Genomic DNA, 25,601 nt, shown 5'->3' on the forward strand with positions numbered 1-25,601 from the left:
AAACCCCGCCTGCTTCCTCTGGCTAGTGGGGTTTAATAAGAATATATAACCAAAGTAACCACTCTATCTACCAGCAATTACTAGTGCTGGTATAAGAGCCCTGCACCTATGGACGTAACCAAAAAAGGCATACTTTATCTTATCCCATCCGTTTTAGCCGAAGACACAGCTAAAGAGGTAATTCCGCTTCAGGTCAGAGATTGTGTAGCCAGCCTTTCTTATTTTATTGTAGAAAATGCCCGCACAGCCCGTCGCTACATTAAAACCGTGGCACCCGAAAAAGTAATTGAAGAATTAAAGATTGTAGTTATCGATAAGGATTCTTCGGAAGCTGAAGTAAAAAAGGCGCTGGAGCCTTTAAAAGCCGGTACAAGCGCCGGTATTATTTCAGAAGCTGGTTGCCCGGGCGTGGCCGACCCGGGAGCTGAATTAGCAAAATTTGCGCACCGCCAAAACATTAAAGTGGTACCCTTAGTTGGGCCTTCCGCTATTTTATTATCCTTAATGGCTTCGGGTTTTAACGGCCAATCCTTTGCTTTTCATGGCTACATTCCCATCGAGAAGAAAGACCGCATTGCCGCTATCCGCAACTTGGAAAAAGAAATGTTGCAGAAAGATCAAACCCAAATTTTTATGGAAACGCCCTACCGCAACAATCAGCTTTTGCAGGATTTAACTCAATACCTCACCGGTACCTATCGTTTGTGCATTGCCGCCAATATCACCGCCCCTAACGAACTCATCCGTACCGATACTATTGCCAACTGGAAGAGAAATTTACCTGATTTACACAAACAACCGACTGTTTTTTTGCTTTACAAATAGGGTTAAACTAGTATTTGATAAGAATATACTACCGTGCTTAGATTAGGTTATTTAAAAACCTGGAAGACAATATACGAACAGAGGTAAGCCAGGCCGCTCATGTAAAAGAGCTGCATCACCGGCCATTTCCAGGAACGAGTTTCCCGGTAAACTACTGCCAATGTACTCATGCATTGCATGGCCAGCACGTAGTAAATTAATAAAGAAAAAGCGCGGGCTGGAGTAAAGAAAGGCTGTCCGAATTCATCTTTCTCAGCCATTAGTTTTTCTTTGATGGTACCAATATTTTCTTCTTCTCCTACACTGTAAATGGTAGAGATCGTACCTACAAAAACTTCCCGGGCAGCAAAGGACGTAAGTAAGGCTATTCCAATTTTCCAGTCGAAGCCCAGCGGACGAATAGCGGGCTCAATGGCGCGGCCAAATATACCAGCATAAGAGGCCTCTAACTTTTGAGAAGCAACCAGATTATTAGTTTCCGCTTCGCTTAGATTTTTAATAACTGCTTCCTGACGTACCTTTTGTTCCACCCTTTCTAAGTTATTGCCAGGGCCATAAGAAGCTAGCACCCACAAGATAACCGAAATGGCTATGATTACCTTTCCCGCTTCAAAAACAAAAGCCTTTACTTTCTCCACAATGGTGATGCCCACGTTTTTCCAGCGAGGCATTTTGTAAACCGGAAATTCCATGATGAAGTAACTGCGTTCACGGGCTTTCAGGATTTTTTTCATGGCCCAGGCCGATCCGACTGCTGCTATAAAGCCAAACAGGTATAATCCCATAAGTATTATCCCCTGCAGGTTAAGAAAACCAAAGTAATATTTTTCGGGCACTACCAGGGCAATAAGTACGGTATATACCGGAATCCGGGCAGAACAACTCATAAGTGGCGTAACAAATATGGTTATCATCCGGTCTTTCCAGTTATCAATATTACGCGCCGCCATAACGGCGGGCACGGCACAGGCTACACCCGAAATCAGAGGCACAATACTTTTACCGTTCAGGCCAAACTTGCGCATAATTTTATCCATCATGAAAGTAACCCGCGCCATGTAGCCGGTTTCTTCCAGAATTGCAATAAAAGCAAACAAAATGGCAATCTGAGGAATAAACATGAATACCCCACCTAATCCGGCTAATACACCTTCGGTTAGCAAATTCACTAAAGGCCCATCAAATCGACCCTGAATCCAACTATTTAAGTTGGCTATGCCCTGATCAATTAAGTCCATGGGGTATTGCGCCCAGGCAAAAATTGCCTGAAACAACATAAACAATACCGTAAAGAAAATCAGGTAGCCCCAAACTTTATGCGTTAAAACCTGATCTAGTTTATTACTGAACTTCTCATTTGACTCTGCGCGGGTAACCTGTACAGAATCCAGGAGCAATTCATTTATTACAGTATAGCGCTCAATGGTTTCGGAAGCCTGTAAGGCATTAGATTTGAATTGATACTTCTGAAGTAAATCCGCTATATAATCTTTGTCAGCTTCACTTAAGAAAGAAAGTTTTTTATACTGATGCGCATATTGCAGCGCGAGGTAATCATTTTTTAATTCAAAGTAATACCGGATTTGCCGAACCAGAACCATTAACTCTTCTGGTATCTGAAAGAACTTTCTTTCAGGCTTATCCAGGGGTTGCGAGGTCACAATTTTTAATGCCGCAACGCCTATTCCATTCCGGGCATTTAACGGAATAACCGGCACCCCTAAATCTTCCTGCAATTGCTTCAGGTTGATTTTTACGCCGTGGGTTTCGGCCACATCCATCATATTCAGGCCTAAAACTGCCGGAATTTCTAAATCTGCTAATTGCGTAAAAAGTAAAAGATTCCGCTTGAGGTTAGAAGCATCTACCGTTATTATAAGAACATCCGGGTACAGGTCAGACTTTTTGTTGTAAAGCAGATCTATGATTACTTTCTCATCGAGAGATTTAGGATAAAGGCTGTAGGTTCCGGGTAAATCTATAACCTGAGCTTTGTGTTGGGGAGTAAGCTGGCTAATACCAGTTTTTTTGTCAACGGTAACGCCGGGGAAATTACCAACTTTTTGGTTTAAACCAGTAAGTTGATTAAACAAAGATGACTTACCGCAATTGGGATTACCAATAAGTGCTATCTTGGAAATAGAATTATCAACTACTTTCTTTACTTCCGCCGCCTCTGCCGTATCAATCACTCCTGCCATAAACCCTTATTTGAGCACAATTGTTGCTGCTTCGTCTAAACGTAAAGAAAGGGTATAATCGTTTACTATTATTGTAACCGGGCAACCTAGCGGAGCTTTGCTGTTCAGCTTTACCTCTGTACCAGGTATACAACCCATTTCTAATAACTTAAGCGACATTTCCGGATCAGTAAGGCAGCAAATGGTACCTTTTTCACCAATTTTAAGATCCCGTACACTGCGCTGGCCTTTTTTCACCTTATTCTTATTTAGACTTTTTATAAACAAATGCAAGTTAACAGGTGTTCCGTTTTATTCCAAAATAGTTTTTAATTTATAAACCAGCTGTACCAAGTCCTGCCTCTTCAACCTGCTCATACTATATGTTACATTCCATAAAAATTTTAATATCCTAATGCTTCTGTTTCTCAAGGTCTTTAACTAAATTTTAAAACAAGTAGTCAGGTAAGCCTCTCCAAGAGGTCTAATATTTATTTATTCCCGATATACCTGCTCCTTCTAAACAAGTATTTCAACAAATTAATACCTATATTTGAACGATTTTAAGCTCCTAATTTACTACCATGAAACCAAATATCCACTTCGAAACCGATTCTGTGGTTATTTTTACCGATAAAGAAATAAATTCGGTAGCTGTTGTTTATAAACGGAAAACTACATCTCAAGAATTCAGGGCTTTACACCTGGAGTTATTGAAAGCATTTCAGATTAGTGCCTTAAACCGGCTATATGTAGATATTCGTAAAATGGAGATCGCTGCTCCTGATGATCAGAAATGGTTGGCTACTACCATTATTCCGCAACTAGCACAGTACGCTTCCAGCAAGTTCTTACATATTGCTGTAGTAGTTAATGAGAATATTTTTACCAGACTGGCCGTAGAAACAGTAGAAAACATTTCAAATGATCTGGGTATTTGCATCCACCGCCACTTTAAAACACCAACTGATGCAAAAGAATGGTTATTAACCACTTAATCGCTTCTTTTATATTCCAGTCGCCTATTAAGGACTTTAGTTATTCCGAATAAAATACGCGTTTTACCCGGGCGCTAACATTGGTGAGTAATTCGTAGGGAATGGTGCCAATACTTTTAGCGAGTTTGGTGATGCTTACCTCCTCTCCAAAAATAACAACTGGGTCACCGGCTTTCACTCCGAGACCGGTAACATCTACCATACACATATCCATACATACATTACCAAAAACAGGTGCCAGGTGGCCGTTTATTAAAACTTTTCCTACGCCATTGCCAAACCTACGGTCGTACCCATCGGCATAACCTATAGCAATAGTAGCTATTTCTTTGTCTTCAGTGGCAATACCGCGCCGGCTGTAGCCTACTGTCTCCCCGGCCCGTATTTGTTTTACCTGAGATACTGTAGTTTTAAGAGTACCCACGGTGCGTAAACTTTTCTGCTCTGTATTGGTAGCCTCCACTCCGTATAAGCCTATACCCAGGCGTACCATATCCAGTTGGTCTTCCGGGAACCGAACAATACCGGCGGAGTTTAACGTATGCTTAATAACAGAATAACCTAACTGCTCTTCCAGCCCGGCCGCCATTTTCCTGAACTTACTTATCTGTAGTTTGGAGTAATCGTTATGAAAAGCTTCATCCGCCCCGGCTAAATGGCTAAAGGCACTCGCTATATGAATTTTTGGATTTGCTTTAATGATTTTTGCAATTTCAGGAATCTCAGCTTCCGTAAAGCCCAGCCGATGCATACCCGTATCCAGCTTTATATGAATATTTAGAGTAGCATTCTGATCTGGCAGCGCTGCCAAACAAGCTTCCAGAATTTCAAAAGAATAAATCTCCGGTTCCAGGTGGAATTGTTGGATCTTAGTAAAACTATCAGGCGACGGATTCATTACCATAATAGGCAGCGTAATGCCATTTTCCCGCAATTGCACCCCCTCATCGGTATAAGCAACTGCTAAATAATCAGCTCTATGAAACTGAAGCAAATTAGCTATTTCATAAGAGCCGCTTCCATAGGCAAAAGCTTTTACCATAACCATAATTTTAGTTTCCGGTTTAAGTTTTGCCCGGTAAAAATTTAGATTATGCACCAGCGCATCCATATTAACTTCCAGCACAGTGCCATGAACTTTACGCTGGAAAGCAGCTACAATCTTTTCAAATTCGAACTTACGGGCTCCTTTTATGAGGATGGTTTCGTTGCGGAAACTGTCCGGAGTAAAAGCATTTAAAAAAGCAGTTGTAGAAGAATAAAATTGGCTATCTAAATCAAACTCAGACTGGTACTGGCTTATCTTTTCTCCTATTGCAATAAGTTTATCTAACTGCTTTGCCTTAACTATTTCGGCTACCTGGCTATACAGAACTTCATCCCCAAGCCCAGACTCGAGTAAATCCGATAAAATTAAGACCTTTTTCCCCTGCCGAGGTTGATGCTGTAAAAAATCTAACGCAATGGCCAGGCCACTTAAATCATTGTTGTAAGTATCATCAATCAGGTAACACCCGTTAATGGCTTCTTTCATTTCCAGTCGCATGGCAACTGGTGTTAGTTTATATACCCGTTGCTGAATTTCTTCAATAGGTAGTTGCCGCCACAACAAAACAGCCACACAATGCAATACATTTTCAAGAGAAGCCTCATCGGCAAAAGGTACATGCAGCCCTTGTTCTACTCCTTTATACTTAAATAAAATAGTAGTCTCATTACCAATAGGTGTACTAGACAAAATTTGCAGGTCAGCCGGCAAATGCCTAGACCAGGTAAAGGCTGGTATTTGTTGGGCAGCTACCGCTTCCTGAACTTCCTTCTGATCCAGGCAATAAAACAGTAATTCTACCTCCTGAAAGAGCTTTAATTTTTCATTTACCTTTTCTTTCCGGCTGATAAAACCTTGGTCGTGGGCAGGTCCAATATTGGTAAATATTCCGAAGGTAGGTTTAATTACCTGGCGCAGATTTTCCATTTCGTCAGGTTGCGAAATACCTGCCTCAAAAAGGCCTATTGTATGATTATCGTTAAGTTGCCAAACTGATAATGGTACCCCAATCTGTGAATTGTAACTCCGGGGGCTTTTTACCACCATTTCGTCTGGATTTAATAATTGCGAAAGCCATTCTTTCACAATAGTTTTACCGTTACTGCCGGTTATGCCAAAAACCGGAATCTGAAATAAACTTCGATGAAAAGCCGCCAGCTGTTGTAAAGCTTTTAAACTACTTTTTACCTGAATAATATTAGCTTCCGGCAAAGCCACCACCAACCCAGTTTGGTCGTCTTTTTTTAGAATATCCGGAATATACTCTACCACAAACTGCCTTACACCTTTTGCATACAAGGTTTCCAGGTAATCATGACCATCGTTAAAGCTTCCTTTAATAGCAAAAAATAAAGAGCCCGCCGGATGCAAGATTTTACGGCTATCTGTCAGCAAATATTGCACAGAATAGTTTTGGCTGAATTGTAAAATAGTCCCGGCTGTAACTTTGGTAATCTCTTCTAAAGAAAGCATACTAAAACATTAATCCTGCAAAGGTACAAAACCCCGGCATTACTGCATTGCTGCATCAATCCAATTATATATTACCTATCCTCCTTGTAACTACTCCGTAAAAGTTTCTGTAGTAACAGCAATTAGCCGGATTTAGTATGGTCAACAACCGCTCCCAAACATCTTTAAAAGAAAAACTTTATACTATAATTTTTGAAGCCGAGACGCGCGCCGGAAAACTTTTCGATGTGATGCTGATTATAGTTATCCTGCTCAGCATTCTAACTGTTCTGCTGGAAAGCGTAGCCAAGCTGCGGCAAGATTTTCAGCAAACGTTTGTTCTGGCTGAATGGACATTTACCATTTTATTTACCATTGAGTTTATTCTACGAATATATTCTTCTCCTAAACCCAAAAAGTACCTTACCTCTTTTTTTGGTGTAGTAGACTTACTTTCTATTCTGCCCACCTACATAAGTTTATTAGTACCGGGTTCACACTATTTCATGATAATCCGGGTGTTACGTTTATTGCGTATTGCCCGCATTTTTAAATTGTCCCATTACCTCCATGAAGGCCAGATATTATCTAATGCCTTAAAAGCAAGTGCTACTAAAATAATTGTTTTTATTGCTACCGTAATGATGCTGGTAGTTATTATAGGGGCCCTGATGTATGTAATAGAGGGTACCGAACATGGCTTTACCAGTATTCCTAAAAGCATTTATTGGGCTATTGTTACCTTAACTACAGTTGGCTATGGCGATATTGCTCCCCAAACCACCCTGGGCCAGTTTTTGGCCAGTGTGGTTATGCTTTTAGGTTACGGAATCATTGCCATTCCAACGGGTATTGTTACGGTAGAAATGGCTAACGCTTCTCATCCTAAAACCACAACTCAGGTTTGCCCCAACTGCTATAAGGAAGGGCATGAGGAAAAAGCTAACTTTTGTAACCAATGTGGCCATCGGCTTAATCCGTAATATTACAACTTACTCATAAACAACCTTTTATTTTTGTTGAGCTTTATGTTTACCAAAACTTCCCAGAACTACTTATGTGTAGTGGGCGGTTCAGCCAAGTCTGAAATAAACCCTAACCCTATTCTATTTAATTGCTTTCTCGTACCTTTGCTTTCTTTTAATCAGAATATTTTGAAACTAAATAAATTTTACGGGGCGGCCATTGGGGCCTATGTGATTTGGGGATTTATTCCGCTGCCCTTAAAAGCCCTTACCGATTATCCTAGTAGCCAGATTTTATATTACCGGATATTATTTTCGGTCATGATCTTAATTGCACTAAACCTTATTTTTAGGCGCGACAGTGTAATGGCTTTATTTGACCATTACAAAGCTGGCGCAACCAAAGAAAAACGAACTTTTATTATCCTAACCATTGCCAGTGGCATGCTCTTGCTGGTTAACTGGTTTGTTTTTATTTATGTGGTCAACCATATAAATGTACAAACGGGCTCCTTTTCTTACCTGATTTGCCCTATTTTAACGGCCTTATTAGGTTTTTTACTTTTGAAGGAAAAATTAAAATCTAATCAGTGGATAGCTATCTTCATCAGTTTCCTGAGCTGCTGTTTAGTAGGTACCGGTTCTTTGATGCACCTGCTCTTTAGTTTATTAATTGCGACCAGTTATGCCTTATTTTTAATTACTCAACGGGTATTGCGGAATTACGACAAGATTACAATGATGATGCTGCAATTATCAGTATCGGCTTTATTCTTAATACCCTTTCACAATTATTTTAATGCTGAACATCCATTAGGAGCAGACATGTATTTCTTTGGGGTTATCTCCATTCTCAGCCTTGCCTTTACGGTGATACCGCTTTTTTTAAGTATGTATGCTCTGAAGGATCTGAAATCAGGCACCATGGGAATTTTGATGTATATAAACCCCATTATTAACTTCCTGTTGGCATTCTTTTACTTTAACGAAGTTTCCTCTTCATCCAAGGCTATTGCATACAGCTTAATCTTTTTATCGGTGGTTATCTATAACCTTAAATTTAAAAAGAAACGAAAAATACTTCCGGCTGAATAAATAATCATGCAACGTTAGCTCCGGGTATTGGCTCTTATAAGTATAGATTTAAAAACATATTATGAAGAAAAATCTGATACTTATGCTGGGTATTATCACCTTGTTTACCCAATGCCAGAAAGAGGAGATTCCTTTATCTGAAAAAAGCAGTGAAACCATTATATTACCTCAGGAATTTAAAATAGCCTTAAACCAAACCTTTGTTATTAGATCTAATAATCAGCAGGAAGAAATAGGCAGGATTCAATTTGTTCAGTTAGAGGAATCCCAGTGTCCGGCTAACGCTATGTGCATCCGGCAAGGGTCAGCCGTTACACATTTAAAGATTATTTCTACAAAGGCAACTGATGCTAAAACAGTCCGTTATTTATTGGTGACTTTATGAATAATGATCCACGCAATAAACGAAATTTAACAGCTGATACCGTAGCCTTAAACTGGAATAATCAGACTTATCAGCTTATTTTGAAAGATGTGACTCCTTACCCCGGGACCTCCAACAGCATTCCTAAAGCTACACTGGTCATAAATAACCAATAAAAAGGCCTGCATTAATAGCAGGCCTCTATTTGATATTAGTACAGAAAGAGTAAATGCCATTTCTGTTAGAAGCGGTTAATATTTAAAGTAAAATTACTTTATTTATTAACCGCAATTCTTTTTCATAGTTTAATTCTGACTACGCACTCCAGTTAAACGAGGGATTTGTTAGAAGGTTTACATTTATTTGCCTCCGTCTTATATTCAGAAACAGAATTCAAGATAGCTGCCCGCAACCTATCCACGTCTCCTCCGATACTGGACCACCTCTCTTATATCAATTTTGATACTAAAAATTAAATATATTCCTATTCAGTTTGCTTGAAGATGCTTAAAAACCAAAGCCAATTCTAAAGCCAGACCCTATTTTTTCTTTTGACTGGAAACTAGAAATAAAATCAACCCTAAAAATTTTAAAGATGTGCTCTATTCCAAAGCCAATTTCCAGATAATGATTGGAATGTCGTGTATTTAAATAATTAACGGTTGCCACTTCCTGCCACTTTAACTTCCGCAGTAAAGGTATTTTATTAATTATAAAGCCATTAAACTCATGGCTAAAGTGGGCTTCTAAATACCGGTTTGTAGTACTGTAGAGGTAATAATTCAGCAGCTGAAACCCACCAAAATTCCCGGCATAAACGGTTCGGTTACCAGAAAAATGTTTATAATCCATGAAGTGCAATTGCTTTTTATTCAAAAAAGCACCTACCTGCACACTATAATTACTTCGCCCTAATAATTTAAAATCTAACCGGTCACTTATGTTAAAAGCTAACTGATCGTAATTTACATCGCTGCCAAAAATAGCAGAAAAGCCTTTTGTATAATTTAACCGGAACGTAGGAGATTTTGATTCTAACCGCCATTTTTCCTCTGGCCGCATAATATATTTTTGCCCGGGTCTGTATTGCAGCGTTACAGTACCTATTAAAGCTTGGTGCCTCGGGAAAAAAGTTTTATTTAATTCTGCATTTACAGGGAAATTACTAGTAAACTGCCGGTTCTCAAAATCCTTGAATTTATAATCATGTGCATTCTCTAAGGGAAGTCGATCGGCATATTCCAGGCCAGTGCTCAGAAAAAAGCCATTCACTACTTCTATTCTATTCGTAACCGACGCAAAATTTCGTTGGTAAAGCTTCATGTAGTTTTGCTCCCCTAACAAGGTATACAGCGAGTTCCAGGTAGAAGAAATAGGATCTGTGGGATTAAACTGGCTAACAAACCGACCTCCCTCTGCGGAGATATCGCCAAACTTATGCGGATTGTATCGGTAACGGCCACCCACTTTTGCCTGTAACTTTTCATTAGCAAATCCATAACGAATGGTAGGCGCAATTTCGAATCCCTGCTCCGATTCTGCATACTTTATTTTGTGATACCGCACCCCAAGATTTATGACAGGGCCTTCTACCGTATTATATTGTAAAATAGAAGCACCCTGCGGTATGGCTACTAATGGATTTAACGTAACGTAATAATTCTGATAAGAATTACGGTAGCGGTATCCGCCTAAAAACAGACTTCCTACCTCAAATTTGTTAGCCTTTTTATCTACTGAGTCTTTGTAAGCTTTAGATTCCTGTATTACCTGAATGCTATCTTTTACAACATAATCTTTTTGCTCTTCCAGCGTGAGCGGCACTGGCCTGATTTCAGCCCAATAAGCAGAGTCATGTTTATTAGCATCCTTCTCTACTGCCATTACTTCGTTCTTCAGCTTTTGCTTATTATATAAGGCATCGGCTTTTGCTTTTTGCTGGCGCTTAAAAATCTTTTTTTGGGCAGCTATCCTGGTATCCGCAGCTTCGTCTATAAGCCCTGGTGTAGTGGGAATAACAACAGCAGGCGTTGGGGTAGTATTCTTCGGGTAGGTTGGCTGTACCTTATAATTAGAATATACCGTAGTAAAATACCCGTTTCCTTTAAACCCAAACGAATCAAACTGAAGGGTAATTTTTTGGTTTAGTAACATCCAGATGCCTTCCGGCATTTCTCCAAATGTTTGCTGTACGCGTACCGTATCTACGTATTCTATCTGGTGGGCTTTAGTTAGTTTAAGGTCCAGGCTATGCAGGCGCCACTCATCTTCTACAATATAAATATATCCCTCAAAAGCCGGGTCATTCCGGCGAATAGGCGTTACTTTAATTTTATTAATAAACTTGCCATGCTCCTGGGTTGCTCCAATTAATTTGTACCGGTAATACAGCATGGCATTTCCGGCCAGCGGCGATACAAAAGCCCGCTCACTTAACCCTTGCGCCCGTAATAAATTTTCATAAAAATTAAGATTTACCCTGGATGCACGATTAAAACTAAACCCTCTTTGATCGCCGCTTACTTTTGAAGATACCATGCGTTCGTGGATGCGGTTGGGTTGCCGAAAGCTTATTTCGCTTACCGTTTCCGATAAATAAACAATACCTGTTTTTAAATCATTTACCTTTATACCCATAACCCGGTTTGGCACCTCTGTTAAGCGCCCCAAACCTTTCGTATAAACGCGGCAGGTATATGCCAGGGCTTCCTGCAAGTGGTACTTTCGGCGTCCTATAGCGGCCTTTACAATGGCATAAGCCGGATCTTTATCATTAGCATTTATTTCAATTGCATTCAGGTTGTATACATCTAACTGCAGTGTCACATCCCGTACTACATCAGCAATACCAATCTCTATCTCTTCTATTTTAGCTTTATAACCTACATATTGGAATACCAATTGGTAGGTACCAGGTGTTAAAGTTAATTGATAATACCCCTGCTCGTTAGAAGCCGTTCCGGTGGTAGTATTCCGCACATATAAAGTGGCAAAAGGCAACGGTTCTCCTTTTTCGTCCAGCACCCGACCTTTTACTACTGCCGCATGTGCACCCAGTGCTACTGCTACACACAAAATCAGGAGGAAGTATTTAAGCATAAACAAAGGTATTAGGAGTTAAAAAGGTCATAATACCACTCCTCGTTTTTACAACGAAGACAGCATTCATACATTTTCTGGCTAACCTCCAATTAACACCAATCATCTAATTTAAACTAAAGGTTCGTTGCATATTCTTACAAAACCGTATAAACATATTTCAGGCACGTTTATAACAGTTACTAGATATCCATTATTACAAAAATTAAAAAATTAATGCTTTTCGTAATAATAGTTTTAGTTACAATCACCAAAGCATAAATCAAACTGTTTTCACGTAATTTTGGTTATTCTATAAAGAAATTTTGAGGCGTACCTATACCATTTTGGTTGCAACAACGCCCTATCGCGCTTATGTACGAACCTAAAAAGAAGAAAAATTATACAAAAAAGGAAGCGCTTTTAAAAGCGGCGGCTTATTGTGCTTACCAGGAACGGACCCAACAAGAAGTACGCACTAAGCTGTTTAGTTATGGTTTAGATCCCGATGAAGTGGATGAGCTTATTATTCAACTATCTGCTGAAAAACTAATAGATGAAGAGCGGTTTGCAAAGTCGTACGTTCGGGGGAAGTATGGCCTTAAGCGCTGGGGACGGCGAAAAATACTGCAAGGGCTAAAAGCTCACCAAATTTCTGATTATTGTATAAAACAAGGCATGAAAGAGGTTGACCCGGAGCGTTACGAAGAAAACTTACTTTATTTACTGGAAAAGAAAAATACTACCGAAAAAGAAAAGAACCCGCACCTGCGTAAACAAAAGCTTACTTATTACTTAATGAGTAAAGGCTATGAAAATGACCTGGTGCAAGATGCCCTGAAAAGCATGGAGCAGTAGTACCAGTTCCACACCTTAATCTCTTCGGGGTAAAACTGGTGCGGCCGTGGTTTGTTTTCTTATAAGAATTACCTGTTTCCCGGTCATTGCTTCTAACATGGGCCGTAATATTTTATTCGCATTATCTGCTGTTTGCTCCAGAATGCCGGAATTCAAAGCCGCCGCCCGCACATTTTTTTCCGCAAATTTATAGCTATCGTCTACCAACTCTGCATCCCGGAAATAAGTGTTTTGAATATCGTACACTTTTGATCTATCGTGGTCTATTTTAAAATAACAAATCTCGGGATCTGGTAATTTAATAATAATGGTAGAGTCATTGGGAAATGTTATATCCTGACGGTTTACCTTTTTCATATCAATACAACCAACTGCTTCGCCTGCTACAATTAAAACTGTTTTAGAGTCGGGTAACCACCTCGATATTTCTTTTTTGTATTCAACCACATCCTTAAAATTATACCGTACCAGTTCCATCTTTCCCAGATCCTCAATTTTAGTTAGTATGGTATTATGCGTAACCTGCACTTTTTCATCGGGCTTTCCTAAAAGAGTATCTTTACAGCGCTTCCAAACAAATATCCCCAACAACAGCACAAGAATTACAGGAAGGAATTTCCGAATCAGATAAAAAAAGAAGGTCATGTAAGTTTTATTTGTTTATCAACGGGTTTAAATCTGAAAAGCTATTAGCTTGATGATATCAGGCAGTGAAAATAAGAAAGCAAAAGCTATTCCAAGTAATTACGCTTATTTATTGATGTTTATTATTTAATTGGTTTCAGGTTGTAAGGTAAATTATTTAGCCCAATAGTACTACCTAACCCTTTCCTTGAAAATTACCCGCCCATAGTTAACCAAGAATTATTCCCAGCCGCTCTTCTAAACCCTTGATTCCTTGTAAACCACCTGTATGTACAGCTATAATAACACTTCCTTTATTAAAGTAATCCTGTTGGATTAAATCATATACCCCAAACATCATTTTACCCGTGTAAATTGGATCCAATTGAATGTGATGCTCTTGTTTAAAATGTTGAATAAAACTCACCAGCTCTGGTTTTATTTTGGCATAACCCCCAAAATGGTAGTTTGTTTCCAGTACCCAATTTTGCAGGTCATACTTCGTATAATTCCGAATCAGGTTCCGGATATCTTCTTTTAAGAATTCACCACCTTTTAAAGCCGGAAAACCAATAATTGTTTTTTCTCCCGCTAATCCGGTTATTATTCCGGCCAAAGTTCCGCCGGTACCAGCGGCACAACAGATATAATCAAAATCAACAGGAATGTCCTGTACAATTTCAGTACACCCTTTTACCGCCAGCATATTAGTTCCTCCTTCCGGTATGATATAAGCCGTGGGATGTAGTTTTTCTATTTGCCGGAGAAAATCCGGATGGCTTTTCTCCCGGTAAGTTTCCCGATCCAGGTACTCCAGTTGCATTCCGGAGGCTTTAGCTAAAGCTAAAGTTGGATTTAAAGGAAAATGTTCCTCGCCCCGGATATAACCAATAGTTTCAAACCCAAACTCCTGACCCGCAGCTGCAACCGCTGCAATGTGATTAGAATAGGCACCTCCAAAGGTTAATAGCGTGGTTTTTTGCTGTTCCCGGGCAGCATATAAATTATACTTTAGCTTTCGCCATTTATTTCCCGAAATAGTGGGATGGATCAGGTCTTCCCGCTTGAGGTACACCTGCACCTGCTTTTCTGAAAACAGCGAATTCTGAATTAATTGTAATGAAACTGATGCTGCCAATGACTTAAAATACCTGCTCAAAAAAATAGCGATAGGAACCCCCATCGCTATTTTATTTAATTATAATTTACCAAATTACCTTTCTTTACCTGGTGTTCCCTTGAAGGCATAATATACACCTCCTACTACCACCAATAGCATCAGCACAGATGATATTAAAGAAACAGTGTTACCCAGGTCATATTCCTTTGGCGCAAATTTAAATTCGATAGTATGGTTTCCAGCGGGCACTGGCATACCCCGTAATATATAATTCACCCGAATATGATCTACTGGAGTGCCGTCTAAATAAGCTTGCCAACCATCTTTGTAGTAAATCTCTGAGAAAACAACAAAACCATCCTGAACGGCCGTTGCTACATATTTTAAATAATTAGGTTCATATTCTGTCAGTCTGATCATAGAACCGGCCTGGTTAAACTGTTTTTCTTTAACCGGAAACTTAGAAACATCTACCACCGCTTCGTTGGCCGGATATAAACCTTTAATACCAGCTAACTCTTCATCTGGTGAATTAACCGGAATCAATTCTTTAACAAACCAGGCATTACCTAAAGCCTGCGGATTACGTTGTACCGGTTGCTGCGGATTTCCAGTTATTATATACCGGGTATTCAGCATGTTTAAAACTTCTACATTGTTCTGGGAAATATGTTGATCGATTACATCCTGATAACGGCGAAGCTTTGCACCATGATAACCACCAATAGATTTATGGAAGTAAGAAGTACGGGCATCATTAAATGGGTTAGCCATATTAATTACCCGATAGCTTAAATCTTTGTCTTGTAATATGGCCTGATCAGCCGGCGATGGTTCGAAATGGGTTTCCAGAAGTCTAGGTTGAAAATCTTCCTTACTCAAGTAACGCTTATCCACCGACCAAAGATCAATCAGAATTAAAAGCCCAATAACAAGTGTTGTGGTGGCAGGAGTAAGTTTGTTTTTTAAATAAAAATATAATACTCCAGCGGCTAGCAAGATAAATACTAAGGAGCGAAAGGCATCACTGCGCATCATGCTTTCCCGGTCAGCTCGCAACGCATCCACCGGCCATTGCATTTGAGTCAATTGCTCATCGACAGCCCCTACATAATCGGCCATACCTGCGAATAAGAATACCAACACACAAAGCCCTCCTGTGATACCGGCCGCTAATAATATTTTTTTCTGGGCTACTTTTTTATCAATACTAGTTTTTAATAAGCTGGATAAGGCAAAAATACCTAAGAGAGGCATAGCAACCTGGGCAATAACCAGTGCCATAGATACTGCCCGGAATTTATTATAAGCCGGGAAGTAATCAAACATGAAGTAGTTGAAAGCCTCAAAGTTTTTACCCCAAGACAGTAGAATAGAGAAAATAGTGGCTGCCAATAACCAGATGCGCAAACGGCTTTCTACTACCAGTAAGCCTAACACAAATAAGAAACAGATAATGGCACCTACATAAACCGGGCCGCTGGTACTAGGCTGATCGCCCCAATAAAGCGGCAAAGCATTCAGCATTTGCTGCATTTGGTCGGCAGGCATTCCTAAACGGGCAAAAGCAGTAGCAGTTTCCGAATCAGCATCCAGAGCTCCCTGACTAGCCCCTCCTCTAAAATTGGGAATAAGCAAGGTCATGGTTTCACTTACCCCATAACTCCACTGGAAAGCATAATCCCGATCAAGACCAGAAGAAGTATTTCCATTATTTTCTATAGGTTTTAATTCAGATTTACCCCGGATGGAATATTTACCGTATTCCCAGGCTGTATATAACCGGCCAAAGCTTACACCTACGGCTATTAATAATCCAAAACCAAGTAATATAACTCGTTTGGAATAATCTCCCACCCATTTTTCCCGAACGGCATAAACAAGTTGTACAATACCAAACACCAGGATCAGCAACATTAAATAATAAGTGATTTGGGGGTGATTGGCCCGAACGTGCATGGTAAAGCCAAATGTAAACAGGGCAGTGCCTATTATTAGCTGACGCGTACCTTTTCGGAAGGCATAAAGTAAGCCTGCCAATGCCAATGGGATGTAGGCAATAGCTAACGATTTTGTATTGTGCCCAGCTTCCAGAATTACAAAATTATAGGAGGTAAACGTAAACGCAATGGCCCCTACTATAGAAAGCCAGGTACTCATACCCATTACCACAAACAGAACATAGGCACAAACTAAGGTCAGGAAAATATTAGCGGCTACGGCTGGCAAATTCAGCGTCATGGCCACGTGTACATATTTTGATAAATCGCCCGGGAAATTGGTATTGATAAGATACGCTGGCATACCACTGAACATAGCATTTGTCCAGAGTGCTTCTTTACCAGTTCTTTCCCGATAATCTATTATTTCCTTGGAGCCTCCTTTGGATTGTAAAATATCATTTTGTACTAGTTGCTTATTCTCAAATAAAATAGGCGAGACATAAGTGGCCATTAAAACCAGGAAAAAAGTAACAGCCAGTAAATGCGGTAATACCTGGCGTTTAAAATCAAAAGGACGCATGTGTTGGTTAATAATTATTAGAATTAGGAGCTATCAATAAATTCTTAAATGATAGCAAAAGGATTGCGGAAGTTAGGCAATTATTTTACTTCTTCATAATCCACGTACTCGCCGCCCCGAAAGTCTTTTGGTTTAGGATCCTTCGGAATATACTCTACTTTGATCTCTCCTTCTGGCTGTGGGGGCCTGTTTTGCGTAAATGGTCCGGCGGCATTGGTAAAAGTACCGTTGTTAATTGTTTTCTTTACAAAGGCTTTTAGTGCCCACCGCATTACGTGCGGCATAATAAGCCGGAATAAAAAGAATAAAATAGTTAGAATTATGAAAAACTTCATGCTGCTGCAAACTTAAAATAAAAATCACCCTGATGGGTACTTAACGACTCTTCGTCTCCAGGTATTAACGTTTGATTCTGCCCTAAAATATATATTTCGTAGCCCAAACCCGTTAAAAGTTGACAAACCTGTTCCCGGTTTTCTTTTCCGTTTAGTTCCGTTTGTATAAGGGGCTTAAACTTACGCAGGGTTTCCTGCATGTTCCGGAATACTTCAAACTCATACCCTTCCACATCACACTTAACAAAATCTAACCGGTTTAAGTTGATAAACAACTCATCCGGAATTTTCATTTCTACTTTGTATTTACGGGCATAATTATCTTTAGCCGAACTCATGATTTTGGTCATGCCATGATGCAAAAGACCATCACGCTCCGGCGTTCCCATTTCTACCCAAGTATTTTCACCACCCAAAGCATACGGCCACATAGATAAGTTAGCAATGCCGCTCAGCTTCACATTCTTTTTCCAGATTTTCCGGAAAGCATTGATCGGCTCCACCGCCAGCACTTTTCCTTTGGGCCCTACCAAACGCGATAAAAAAGTAGAATAGTAACCCAGATTGGCCCCTATATCGATACAGGTAAAACCTGGTTGAATTATTTTCTTCAGGAAAAACAACTCGGGGTACTTTTTTTGCATTAATCCCGCCTTTACCAGCATAATATAAACTCTGCTTACAAACCGGATATAACGCTTAAAACCGAGCGAATTAATTAATAATTTACGTAGTGCTTTCAATAGATTACCTGAGAAACAAATTTATGCGCAAAAGTAAGAAGAATTTACAGAAGCTGATAAGAAGACTTTTCTACAAGTTTGTATAAAACAAAAAGCGGCACCTTTAAGGGCGCCGCTTTTTAAAATTTATGTTATTTATTTACTCAGATACAAATTCCGTTCTGAGTAAACTTTTGTAAAGTATTCATCTTCCAGGTCATCAATAAAATAGATGGCCTCGCCCGTAGATTTCATTTCAGGACCTAGCTCCTTATTTACTTCCGGGAACTTGCTGTGCGAGAATACCGGTACTTTGATTGCATAACCTTTTTTAAATGGTTTGAAATCAAAGTCTTTTACCTTTTTCTCCCCTAACATTACCTTGGTAGCATAATTTACATAAGGTTCCTGGTAAGCCTTGGCAATAAACGGTACCGTACGGCTGGCACGAGGATTCGCTTCAATGATGTACACCACCTCATTTTTAATCGCGAACTGAATATTTATCAAACCTACAGTTTTTAAGGCAACTGCAATGGTTTTAGTATGTTCTTCAATCTGGCGAATAACGTTTTCACTTAAGTCGAACGGAGGTAGTACGGCATACGAGTCACCGGAGTGGATACCAGCCGGCTCAATATGTTCCATAATTCCAATAATGTACACATCTTCCCCATCGCAAATGGCATCCGCTTCCGCTTCAATGGCATGATCCAGGAAGTGGTCGAGCAATACTTTATTACCCGGGTTATCTTTGATAATGTCAACAACCTGCGCTTCCAGTTCTTGCTCGTTGATTACGATTTTCATACTCTGGCCACCTAATACGTAACTAGGGCGTACTAACAGCGGAAACTTTAAATCTTTTACTTTTTCTAAAGCTTCTTCGGCACTGGTTACAGAAGCAAATGGCGGATACGGAATATTGTTATCACGTAATAAGCTGGAGAAAGCTCCACGGTCTTCAGCTAAATCCAAAGCTTCGAAGCTGGTACCTAAAATTTTGATACCGTAACGTTCTAACTTCTCCGCTAATTTAAGCGCCGTCTGGCCACCTAACTGCACAATAACCCCTACTGGTTTCTCATGCAGAATAATATCATAAATATGCTCCCAGAATACCGGCTCAAAATAAAGTTTATCGGAGATATCAAAGTCGGTAGAAACTGTTTCCGGGTTACAGTTAATCATGATGGTTTCGTAACCACACTCGCGGGCGGCTAATACGCCGTGTACGCAAGAGTAGTCGAACTCTATACCCTGGCCAATCCGGTTCGGACCAGAACCCAATACCACTACTTTTTTCTTATCTGAAACAACAGACTCGTTTTCGCCTTCAAAAGTAGAATAATAGTAAGGTGTTTTAGCTTCAAACTCAGCTGCACAGGTATCAACCACTTTAAATACCCGATTGATGCCTAGACTTATACGTTTTGTATGTACTTCGCTTTCCTTGCAATTCAACAGGTAAGCAATTTGTCGGTCAGCATAACCTTGTACTTTAGCCTCCCGCAGCAATTCAGTTGGAATTGTATCCAGCGTATACTGTTTTATTTTCTTTTCGGTAGCATCCAGTTCTTCTATCTGGTGCAGGAACCAAGGATCTATTTTGGTAATTTTCTGGATAGTAGAAGTTGGGATACCAAAACGCATGGCATCTTTCACACTGAATACGCGGTTCCAGCTTGCATACGTCATGCTTTCGATCAGTTGATCGTAATTAGTCATTTCTTTACCATCGGCACCGATACCGTTCCGCTTGATCTCTAAACTCTGACAAGCTTTTTGTAATGCTTCCTGGAAAGTACGACCAATACCCATTACCTCACCTACCGATTTCATTTGCAGGCCTAACTGTTTGTTAGCTCCTTTAAATTTATCGAAGTTCCAGCGAGGAATTTTAACAATTACGTAGTCTAAGGCTGGCTCAAAGAAAGCCGACGTAGTTTTGGTGATGGCATTTTTCAGCTCATCTAAATTATAACCAATAGCTAGTTTAGCAGCAATTTTGGCAATTGGGTAACCAGTAGCTTTAGAAGCTAAGGCCGAAGAACGGCTTACCCGAGGGTTGATTTCAATAGCAATAATATCGTCGGTCTCCGGATTAACTGAGAACTGCACGTTACATCCGCCGGCAAACTGACCAATACCGTTCATCATTTTAATGGCCAGATCACGCATTCTCTGGTAAACGGTATCTGGCAGGGTCATGGCAGGAGCTACCGTAATCGAGTCGCCGGTATGAATACCCATTGGATCGAAGTTCTCGATAGAACAGATAATGATAATATTTTGGTTATTATCACGTAGCAACTCTAACTCAAATTCTTTCCACCCCAGGATGCTTTGCTCTACCAAAACTTCGTGCGTTGGAGAAGCGTGAAGCCCACGGGTTAGGGCTTTATCAAATTCAGAGGCATCGTTCACGAAACCACCACCTGTACCACCTAAGGTAAAGGAAGGACGAATAACTAGCGGGAAGCCGATTTCCTGGGCGATTTCTTTTCCTTCTAAGAAGGAAGTAGCGGTAGCGCCTTTACAAACATTAACGCCTAATTCCAGCATCTTCAACCGGAATTTTTCCCGGTCTTCCGTGGTTTCAATGGCCTTAATATCAACGCCAATAATTTTTACACCGTATTTTTTCCAGATACCGGCTTTATCGCAGTCAATAGCTAAGTTCAATGCTGTCTGACCACCCATGGTAGGCAATACGGCATCAATTTTATGCTTCTCCAGAATTTCAATAATGTATTTTTTTTCCAGAGGCTTTAGATAAACATTATCTGCCGTTACACTATCGGTCATGATAGTTGCCGGATTGGAGTTAATGAGAGTTACCTCAATACCTTCTTCCCTTAAGGAGCGGGAAGCCTGAGTTCCGGAGTAATCGAATTCAGCGGCTTGACCAATAATAATGGGGCCACTACCAATAATTAAAACTGACTTAATACTTAGATCGCGAGGCATGTGCTGTATGTGTAAATTGCGCAAAGGTAGGCAAGAAAGTTAAATTTTATATAAAACTTTTTGGTAAAAGGCTGAAAAAACTTGATTAACCTTAAAATCACCCTGTCCTCTACATTAAATTCAAAACAAATAAACTATTTATAATTAATAAGTTACCTTTTACTACCAAACCAATTAGTACCTAAAAGATAAATAACCAGATTTGATTTTTTTTTCTGGCAAGATTTTAAGTGTAGCTATCTTAAGGTAGCTACTTTTAAAGAAAGCGGGCTTTTAGTTCGGGGGTAGGCAACATACAGCTTGCCTGTTGGCCAAACCACCGGTACCGATTTTTAGCAACCAAACGATAGACGCCATCTCTTAAAAATGCCGGCAGTATCATAAATGCGTAAAGCAAAGGCCATCCGCCCGTCAACCCCCGCAATATGCGCAGAGCCGCCGCAGACTGTTGATAGTACCGTCCGTTTTGGATAAGCACAATAGATTCAATAGAACGAACTGCCGGAGGCAACTGCATTAAATAACTTTGTGCAACATCTGACTGCAACGATGCAAATTTAAAACGATTAGCAGCATCGCGCTCAATAACAAACTGCACAAACCCATTACATAAGTTACAAACGCCATCAAATAATATTATGGACTCATCCTCCTTCATAAGGTAATTATTAACACTAATTTGTTCCAAGATACGCTTACCCGGCCACTCTGTTATTGATTTTGCTGCCTTTTATAACCCGATAAACGCTTATCATAACAACAACTATACTTAAACTTTATACATAATTAAATATCCTTAAATTAATATATTTATATTTAATACAACCCATTACCAAATCTTTCTATTCATAACTAATTAAATACCAATAGATACAAAGTATACAAACTCAATAAATATATAATCAACTCCAATTAACTTCTTAGAATTATTATAACCTTTAGCAAATTAAACACCGTATTATAGGAACTAATTAAAATTTAAATAAAAAGTTATTAATAAAGCTATGAAAAAGACCTATTTAACCGTAATTGCTGCTTCCATGTTGGGATCAGTATTATTTTCTTGCTCTTCTTCTAATACTATGGGTACAACGGATGGCACTACAGGCTCTGACATGAGTACTGGCTCTACTTCCGGTACCGGAGTAATTGGAGGCAGCTCAACCTCTGGCTCCATTAATGAAGGAGGAAGAGAAGTTGGGAGAACAACTGCTGGTGGCTCTACCAGCGGAACAGGAGCATACGGTACAACTTCTGGTGCCTCTGGCGGAAGCACAACGGGTAGTGGTGGCACTACCAGCGGTTCAGGAACTACAAGTGGATCTACCTCTGGTTCTACTTCCGGCACTACCAGCGGATCTACTTCCGGAACAACAAGTGGCGGAACTACTAGCGGTTCAGGAACAACTTCAGGAACTACAAGTGGGTCAACTAGCGGAACAACATCCGGCACCAGATAAAAAAGAAGTGAACTAATAGATTGTTTGTAAAAATAAAAAGGCAAAGTGCACGTATTGTACTTTGCCTTTTTATTTTTACAAACAATTTCCCAGGTTCCGGCTATGAAGCTTCTTTTACAATATTTTCAAAAAATATTTTCTGTTGATCTGCGTGCCCTGGCATTTATGCGCATTTGGGTAGCCGCTATTATTATTACCGATTTAGTTATTAGAGCTACTGACCTGGAAGCTCATTACTCTAATATGGGTGTGCTCCCGCTGCATGTTTTATTTCAACATACCTGGAACCCATATTACATTTCTTTCCACACCCTTAGCGGCCTGTGGCAGGTACAAGCTGTATTATTTGGTATTGCGGCCTTATTTGCCTTCCTTTTATTAATTGGCTACAAAACCCGATTAGTAACTATTGTTTCCTGGATTTTAATGGTTTCACTCCACAACCGCAACACCCTTATTTCTCAGGGGGGCGATGATTTATTACGGATGTTGCTTTTCTGGGCCATGTTTATGCCTTGGGGTAAATATTATTCTTTAGATACCCTGCGTAAAAAAGAAACTCCTGCACGGCCCGAGCCTTACGTAAGCATTGCTACGGCCGCCTATATTCTGCAGATATGCATCATGTACTTCTGTACCGCTATGTTAAAAAATGCTCCGGAGTGGCGCACAGAAGGAACCGCCCTATACTATGCTTTAAGCCTGGATCAGATTTTAATGCCAGGAGGCAGATTAATTTACCCTTATCCTGAATTGCTGAAGGTTTTAACCCATTTTACCTTTTACACCGAGCTGCTATTACCCTTGGTTTTGTTTATACCTGTTTACACTACTTTTTTCCGATTGGTATTTGTTGGCGTATTGACTTCTTTTCATGTTGGTATTAGTTTAACGTTATTTGTTGGTCTTTTTTACCTTATTAATTTTGCATCCTTGGCAGGCTTTCTACCTCCGGTAGCCATGGATTGGTTAGATAAAAAAGTATTCCCGCATTTCAGCCGTATAGGCTTTTATATTAAAAGCTTTTTTAATAGTTGGCAACCCCCTATTTCTATACAGCTCAACCGCCCAACCTGGCTTTCCACTTCCCGGACCCGTTTTATCCGCGAAACTACGGTTTTGCTCTTGCTGTTTTACGTTGTATGGTGGAATGCTAATGTTGCACTGTATCGCGGCAAAATAATGAATGATAACAGCCGTTGGTTCGGAAATTTTCTGCGCATCGATCAATACTGGGGAATGTTTGCTCCAGCCGTATTTAAAGATGATGGCTGGTATATTTTGGAGGGGATTACCTCGCAAAACCGCCACGTAGACTTAAACCAGGAAGGTGAAGAGCCGGACTTTCAAAAACCCGCATCGGTAATGAGCCTGTTTAAAAACGATCGCTGGCGAAAATATTCAGAAAATTATTTATTTGTTCAGCATGCTTTTATGCGGCCTTATTACTGCAATTACCTGCTTCGCCGCTGGAACGAGGAGCACCCGAATGAATCAATTAATACCTTAGACGTGATCTACATGAAAGAAGTATCCCTTCCTAATTATCAAACAGCGTTACCCATGCGGGAAGTTCTTTGCAGCTGCTCAACCATGTCGCGGTAGAAAGCGGTTTTTTAACAAACCTAAATAAAAATTTAACCTTTACTTCTATTCTGCCCGAAGCACCTGCAAAGCCTCCTGAATTTCATCCCGGTTCTTTTCTTCCTTAGCATTTGCATCGGGTTTAGGAGTCCGGTCGTAGTAGCGCAAGATATTTTGCCGCAATGGCTGACTGATTTCCTTGAAGTCATTTTTGGCTAATTTCAGCACCAGCTGATCATAGGCTTCATCGGCTTTTTTGTAACTACCAGGTTCTGATTTACTACCGGTATCAAAGTCTGTATTTTCTAATTTTAACGTTTTAGCTCTAACCTGATTTAAGCCGGTAGTGTAGTTATCTACGGTGGTCATAAAACTTTCCATAAATAACTTTTCTGCTTCGGGAGTAGGCGGCTTAAAAGCAAAAGTACGTTGGGGGCCAACCTTTGGCAAAATCCGAAATGTCCAGCTAAGAAATTGCTGCCACACATTTGGTTTCTGATAATCCTTTCCCCACTGCTTTTGAAAATCAGCTTTACTTAACCGATAAAGATAATTACGTCGGGTTATGCCGGGCTTAGCTTCCTGAATATCATTCCGCTTCATACTCCAGGCGGCTTTGGTTAAATCCGGAATAATAGTACTAACTGAACGGCGATAGGTATTTATGGCTAAATCCAGGCTAACAAACTGCTCTTTTAGTTCCAAACCATACGTTTTCCTAAATGCCCGCTCAAGCACTTCCTTGCTAACATCAAACCCAATAAATTTTTGGTACGCCTCTGGCGCATAATTGCCTCGTGCCACCTGAAGCACATCAAAACCAAATTCCATCTTAACGTGCGCAATGGGATCCTCCTCGTACGTAATAGTATTTCCAAATTCCGCTTTTAATTCCGGATAGACCAAAGGAACTGATTTATTGGTGGCAATTGAATGTCCGTAATTATCGGCGTAATAATGTGCTAAAGCGCCCAGAGCAAAAGCATATTCCTCCAAATTCTGAGATTCTGCTATTAAATTCTGCACAAAGTCCCCGGTACGGACATAGTGGACCAGATTGGTAAAAAACTTACTCCCAAAAGGATAGTACCCCATATCCTGAATAATGGCCCCACCATAAGCATGCGCATGGGCTTTTCGCAATTCTTCTTCGGTGGCATTCGGAAACCTTTTTTTCAGTAAAGGCTCTAAAGACTTACTCCAGGAAACATCAATAATTGCCTGGTGCGTTAATACACTGTAACCATAGCCCGGAAAAGTTACTCCGCCTAAAATCCAAATTATAATAACCCATGGCAAAAATACTTTTGGGGTAAGCTTCATATTTAATTTCCCGCTCCTTATCTTATTTGAATGATTATCAGCATAAATACTTTTAGTACGTATTTGCCGCAAAAATG

21 protein-coding genes are annotated in these 25,601 nt (G+C 40.1%); 9 read left to right on the plus strand and 12 right to left on the minus strand.

Features of this window, described 5'->3' with window-relative positions; genetic code table 11:
* Positions 1 to 108 precede the first annotated feature (108 nt).
* A complete protein-coding gene (locus ADHAQ_RS0104000) occupies positions 109 to 825 on the plus strand; it encodes an SAM-dependent methyltransferase (RefSeq protein WP_026461838.1) in 717 nt (238 codons plus the stop codon).
* A 47-nt stretch (positions 826 to 872) separates the two neighbouring features.
* On the opposite strand, the gene feoB is transcribed toward ADHAQ_RS0104000, so the two are convergent.
* Together feoB and ADHAQ_RS0104010 are read right to left on the minus strand one after the other, a co-directional pair.
* The gene (gene feoB / locus ADHAQ_RS0104005) at positions 873 to 3,026 is read right to left on the minus strand and encodes a ferrous iron transport protein B (protein WP_026461839.1); all 2,154 of its coding nucleotides are present in this window, start codon (positions 3,024 to 3,026) and stop codon (positions 873 to 875) included.
* A gap of 6 nt (positions 3,027 to 3,032) precedes the next feature.
* Complete coding sequence (locus tag ADHAQ_RS0104010; RefSeq protein ID WP_026461840.1) at positions 3,033 to 3,263, minus strand: FeoA family protein; 231 nt, start codon at positions 3,261 to 3,263, stop codon at positions 3,033 to 3,035.
* Between the two features lie 326 nt (positions 3,264 to 3,589).
* Here ADHAQ_RS0104010 and ADHAQ_RS0104015 point away from each other — a divergent pair, with 326 nt between their 5' ends.
* Positions 3,590 to 4,003, plus strand: coding sequence for an STAS/SEC14 domain-containing protein (locus ADHAQ_RS0104015; RefSeq protein WP_026461841.1), 414 nt, complete (start codon positions 3,590 to 3,592; stop codon positions 4,001 to 4,003).
* Positions 4,004 to 4,043: 40 nt separating this feature from the next.
* Here ADHAQ_RS0104015 and ADHAQ_RS0104020 read toward each other — a convergent pair whose 3' ends face one another.
* On the minus strand, positions 4,044 to 6,524 hold the full coding sequence (locus tag ADHAQ_RS0104020; protein WP_026461842.1) for a bifunctional UDP-N-acetylmuramoyl-tripeptide:D-alanyl-D-alanine ligase/alanine racemase: 2,481 nt from the start codon (positions 6,522 to 6,524) through the stop codon (positions 4,044 to 4,046).
* 137 nt (positions 6,525 to 6,661) lie between these two features.
* On the opposite strand from ADHAQ_RS0104020, the gene ADHAQ_RS0104025 reads away from it, so the two are divergent.
* From ADHAQ_RS0104025 to ADHAQ_RS27960, 4 genes are all read left to right on the plus strand, one after another.
* Positions 6,662 to 7,486: an ion transporter gene (locus ADHAQ_RS0104025; protein ID WP_026461843.1), complete on the plus strand. Its 825-nt coding sequence runs from the start codon at positions 6,662 to 6,664 to the stop codon at positions 7,484 to 7,486.
* A gap of 45 nt (positions 7,487 to 7,531) precedes the next feature.
* A complete protein-coding gene (locus ADHAQ_RS0104030; RefSeq protein ID WP_084523726.1) occupies positions 7,532 to 8,563 on the plus strand; it encodes an EamA family transporter in 1,032 nt (343 codons plus the stop codon).
* 61 nt (positions 8,564 to 8,624) lie between these two features.
* Positions 8,625 to 8,948 (plus strand): hypothetical protein, encoded by a 324-nt coding sequence (locus ADHAQ_RS0104035; RefSeq protein ID WP_026461845.1) that lies wholly within the window; start codon positions 8,625 to 8,627, stop codon positions 8,946 to 8,948.
* Positions 8,945 to 9,103 carry a hypothetical protein gene (locus tag ADHAQ_RS27960; RefSeq protein WP_157433337.1) on the plus strand — a complete coding sequence of 53 codons (159 nt, stop codon included), beginning with the start codon at positions 8,945 to 8,947 and terminating at the stop codon, positions 9,101 to 9,103. Before ADHAQ_RS0104035 ends, ADHAQ_RS27960 begins: the two co-directional genes overlap by 4 nt.
* Before the next feature lie 331 nt (positions 9,104 to 9,434).
* On the opposite strand, the gene ADHAQ_RS0104045 is transcribed toward ADHAQ_RS27960, so the two are convergent.
* Entirely contained in the window at positions 9,435 to 12,026 is a 2,592-nt protein-coding gene (locus tag ADHAQ_RS0104045) for a DUF5686 and carboxypeptidase regulatory-like domain-containing protein (RefSeq protein ID WP_034256563.1), read from the minus strand.
* A gap of 354 nt (positions 12,027 to 12,380) precedes the next feature.
* Between ADHAQ_RS0104045 and ADHAQ_RS0104050 the strand changes: the two genes are divergently transcribed.
* Positions 12,381 to 12,863, plus strand: coding sequence for a regulatory protein RecX (locus tag ADHAQ_RS0104050; RefSeq protein WP_026461847.1), 483 nt, complete (start codon positions 12,381 to 12,383; stop codon positions 12,861 to 12,863).
* A gap of 15 nt (positions 12,864 to 12,878) precedes the next feature.
* On the opposite strand, the gene ADHAQ_RS0104055 is transcribed toward ADHAQ_RS0104050, so the two are convergent.
* The 7 genes from ADHAQ_RS0104055 to ADHAQ_RS0104085 all read right to left on the minus strand — a co-directional run bounded on the left by ADHAQ_RS0104055 (position 12,879) and on the right by ADHAQ_RS0104085 (position 21,815).
* Complete coding sequence (locus tag ADHAQ_RS0104055) at positions 12,879 to 13,508, minus strand: DUF4230 domain-containing protein (RefSeq protein WP_026461848.1); 630 nt, start codon at positions 13,506 to 13,508, stop codon at positions 12,879 to 12,881.
* A gap of 208 nt (positions 13,509 to 13,716) precedes the next feature.
* On the minus strand, positions 13,717 to 14,670 hold the full coding sequence (locus ADHAQ_RS24450) for a 1-aminocyclopropane-1-carboxylate deaminase/D-cysteine desulfhydrase (RefSeq protein WP_084523727.1): 954 nt from the start codon (positions 14,668 to 14,670) through the stop codon (positions 13,717 to 13,719).
* Between the two features lie 30 nt (positions 14,671 to 14,700).
* Entirely contained in the window at positions 14,701 to 17,130 is a 2,430-nt protein-coding gene (locus ADHAQ_RS0104065; protein ID WP_026461849.1) for a YfhO family protein, read from the minus strand.
* Between the two features lie 80 nt (positions 17,131 to 17,210).
* A complete protein-coding gene (locus ADHAQ_RS0104070) occupies positions 17,211 to 17,465 on the minus strand; it encodes a hypothetical protein (protein WP_026461850.1) in 255 nt (84 codons plus the stop codon).
* Positions 17,462 to 18,130: an FkbM family methyltransferase gene (locus ADHAQ_RS0104075; protein WP_026461851.1), complete on the minus strand. Its 669-nt coding sequence runs from the start codon at positions 18,128 to 18,130 to the stop codon at positions 17,462 to 17,464. The genes ADHAQ_RS0104070 and ADHAQ_RS0104075 overlap by 4 nt, the downstream gene beginning before the upstream one ends.
* Positions 18,131 to 18,343: 213 nt before the next feature.
* Positions 18,344 to 21,157, minus strand: a complete 2,814-nt coding sequence (gene carB, locus ADHAQ_RS0104080; RefSeq protein ID WP_026461852.1) for a carbamoyl-phosphate synthase large subunit — start codon at positions 21,155 to 21,157, stop codon at positions 18,344 to 18,346.
* A 256-nt stretch (positions 21,158 to 21,413) separates the two neighbouring features.
* Complete coding sequence (locus tag ADHAQ_RS0104085; RefSeq protein WP_026461853.1) at positions 21,414 to 21,815, minus strand: thiol-disulfide oxidoreductase DCC family protein; 402 nt, start codon at positions 21,813 to 21,815, stop codon at positions 21,414 to 21,416.
* Between the two features lie 346 nt (positions 21,816 to 22,161).
* On the opposite strand from ADHAQ_RS0104085, the gene ADHAQ_RS27965 reads away from it, so the two are divergent.
* A complete protein-coding gene (locus ADHAQ_RS27965; protein ID WP_071781089.1) occupies positions 22,162 to 22,617 on the plus strand; it encodes a hypothetical protein in 456 nt (151 codons plus the stop codon).
* Positions 22,618 to 22,662: 45 nt separating this feature from the next.
* Positions 22,663 to 24,222 carry an HTTM domain-containing protein gene (locus ADHAQ_RS0104100; RefSeq protein WP_245590570.1) on the plus strand — a complete coding sequence of 520 codons (1,560 nt, stop codon included), beginning with the start codon at positions 22,663 to 22,665 and terminating at the stop codon, positions 24,220 to 24,222.
* A 45-nt stretch (positions 24,223 to 24,267) separates the two neighbouring features.
* On the opposite strand, the gene ADHAQ_RS0104105 is transcribed toward ADHAQ_RS0104100, so the two are convergent.
* Positions 24,268 to 25,524, minus strand: coding sequence for a zinc dependent phospholipase C family protein (locus tag ADHAQ_RS0104105; protein WP_051360145.1), 1,257 nt, complete (start codon positions 25,522 to 25,524; stop codon positions 24,268 to 24,270).
* Positions 25,525 to 25,601 lie beyond the last annotated feature (77 nt).

Source organism: Adhaeribacter aquaticus DSM 16391, assembly GCF_000473365.1.
Taxonomy (GTDB): Bacteria; Bacteroidota; Bacteroidia; order Cytophagales; family Hymenobacteraceae; genus Adhaeribacter; species Adhaeribacter aquaticus.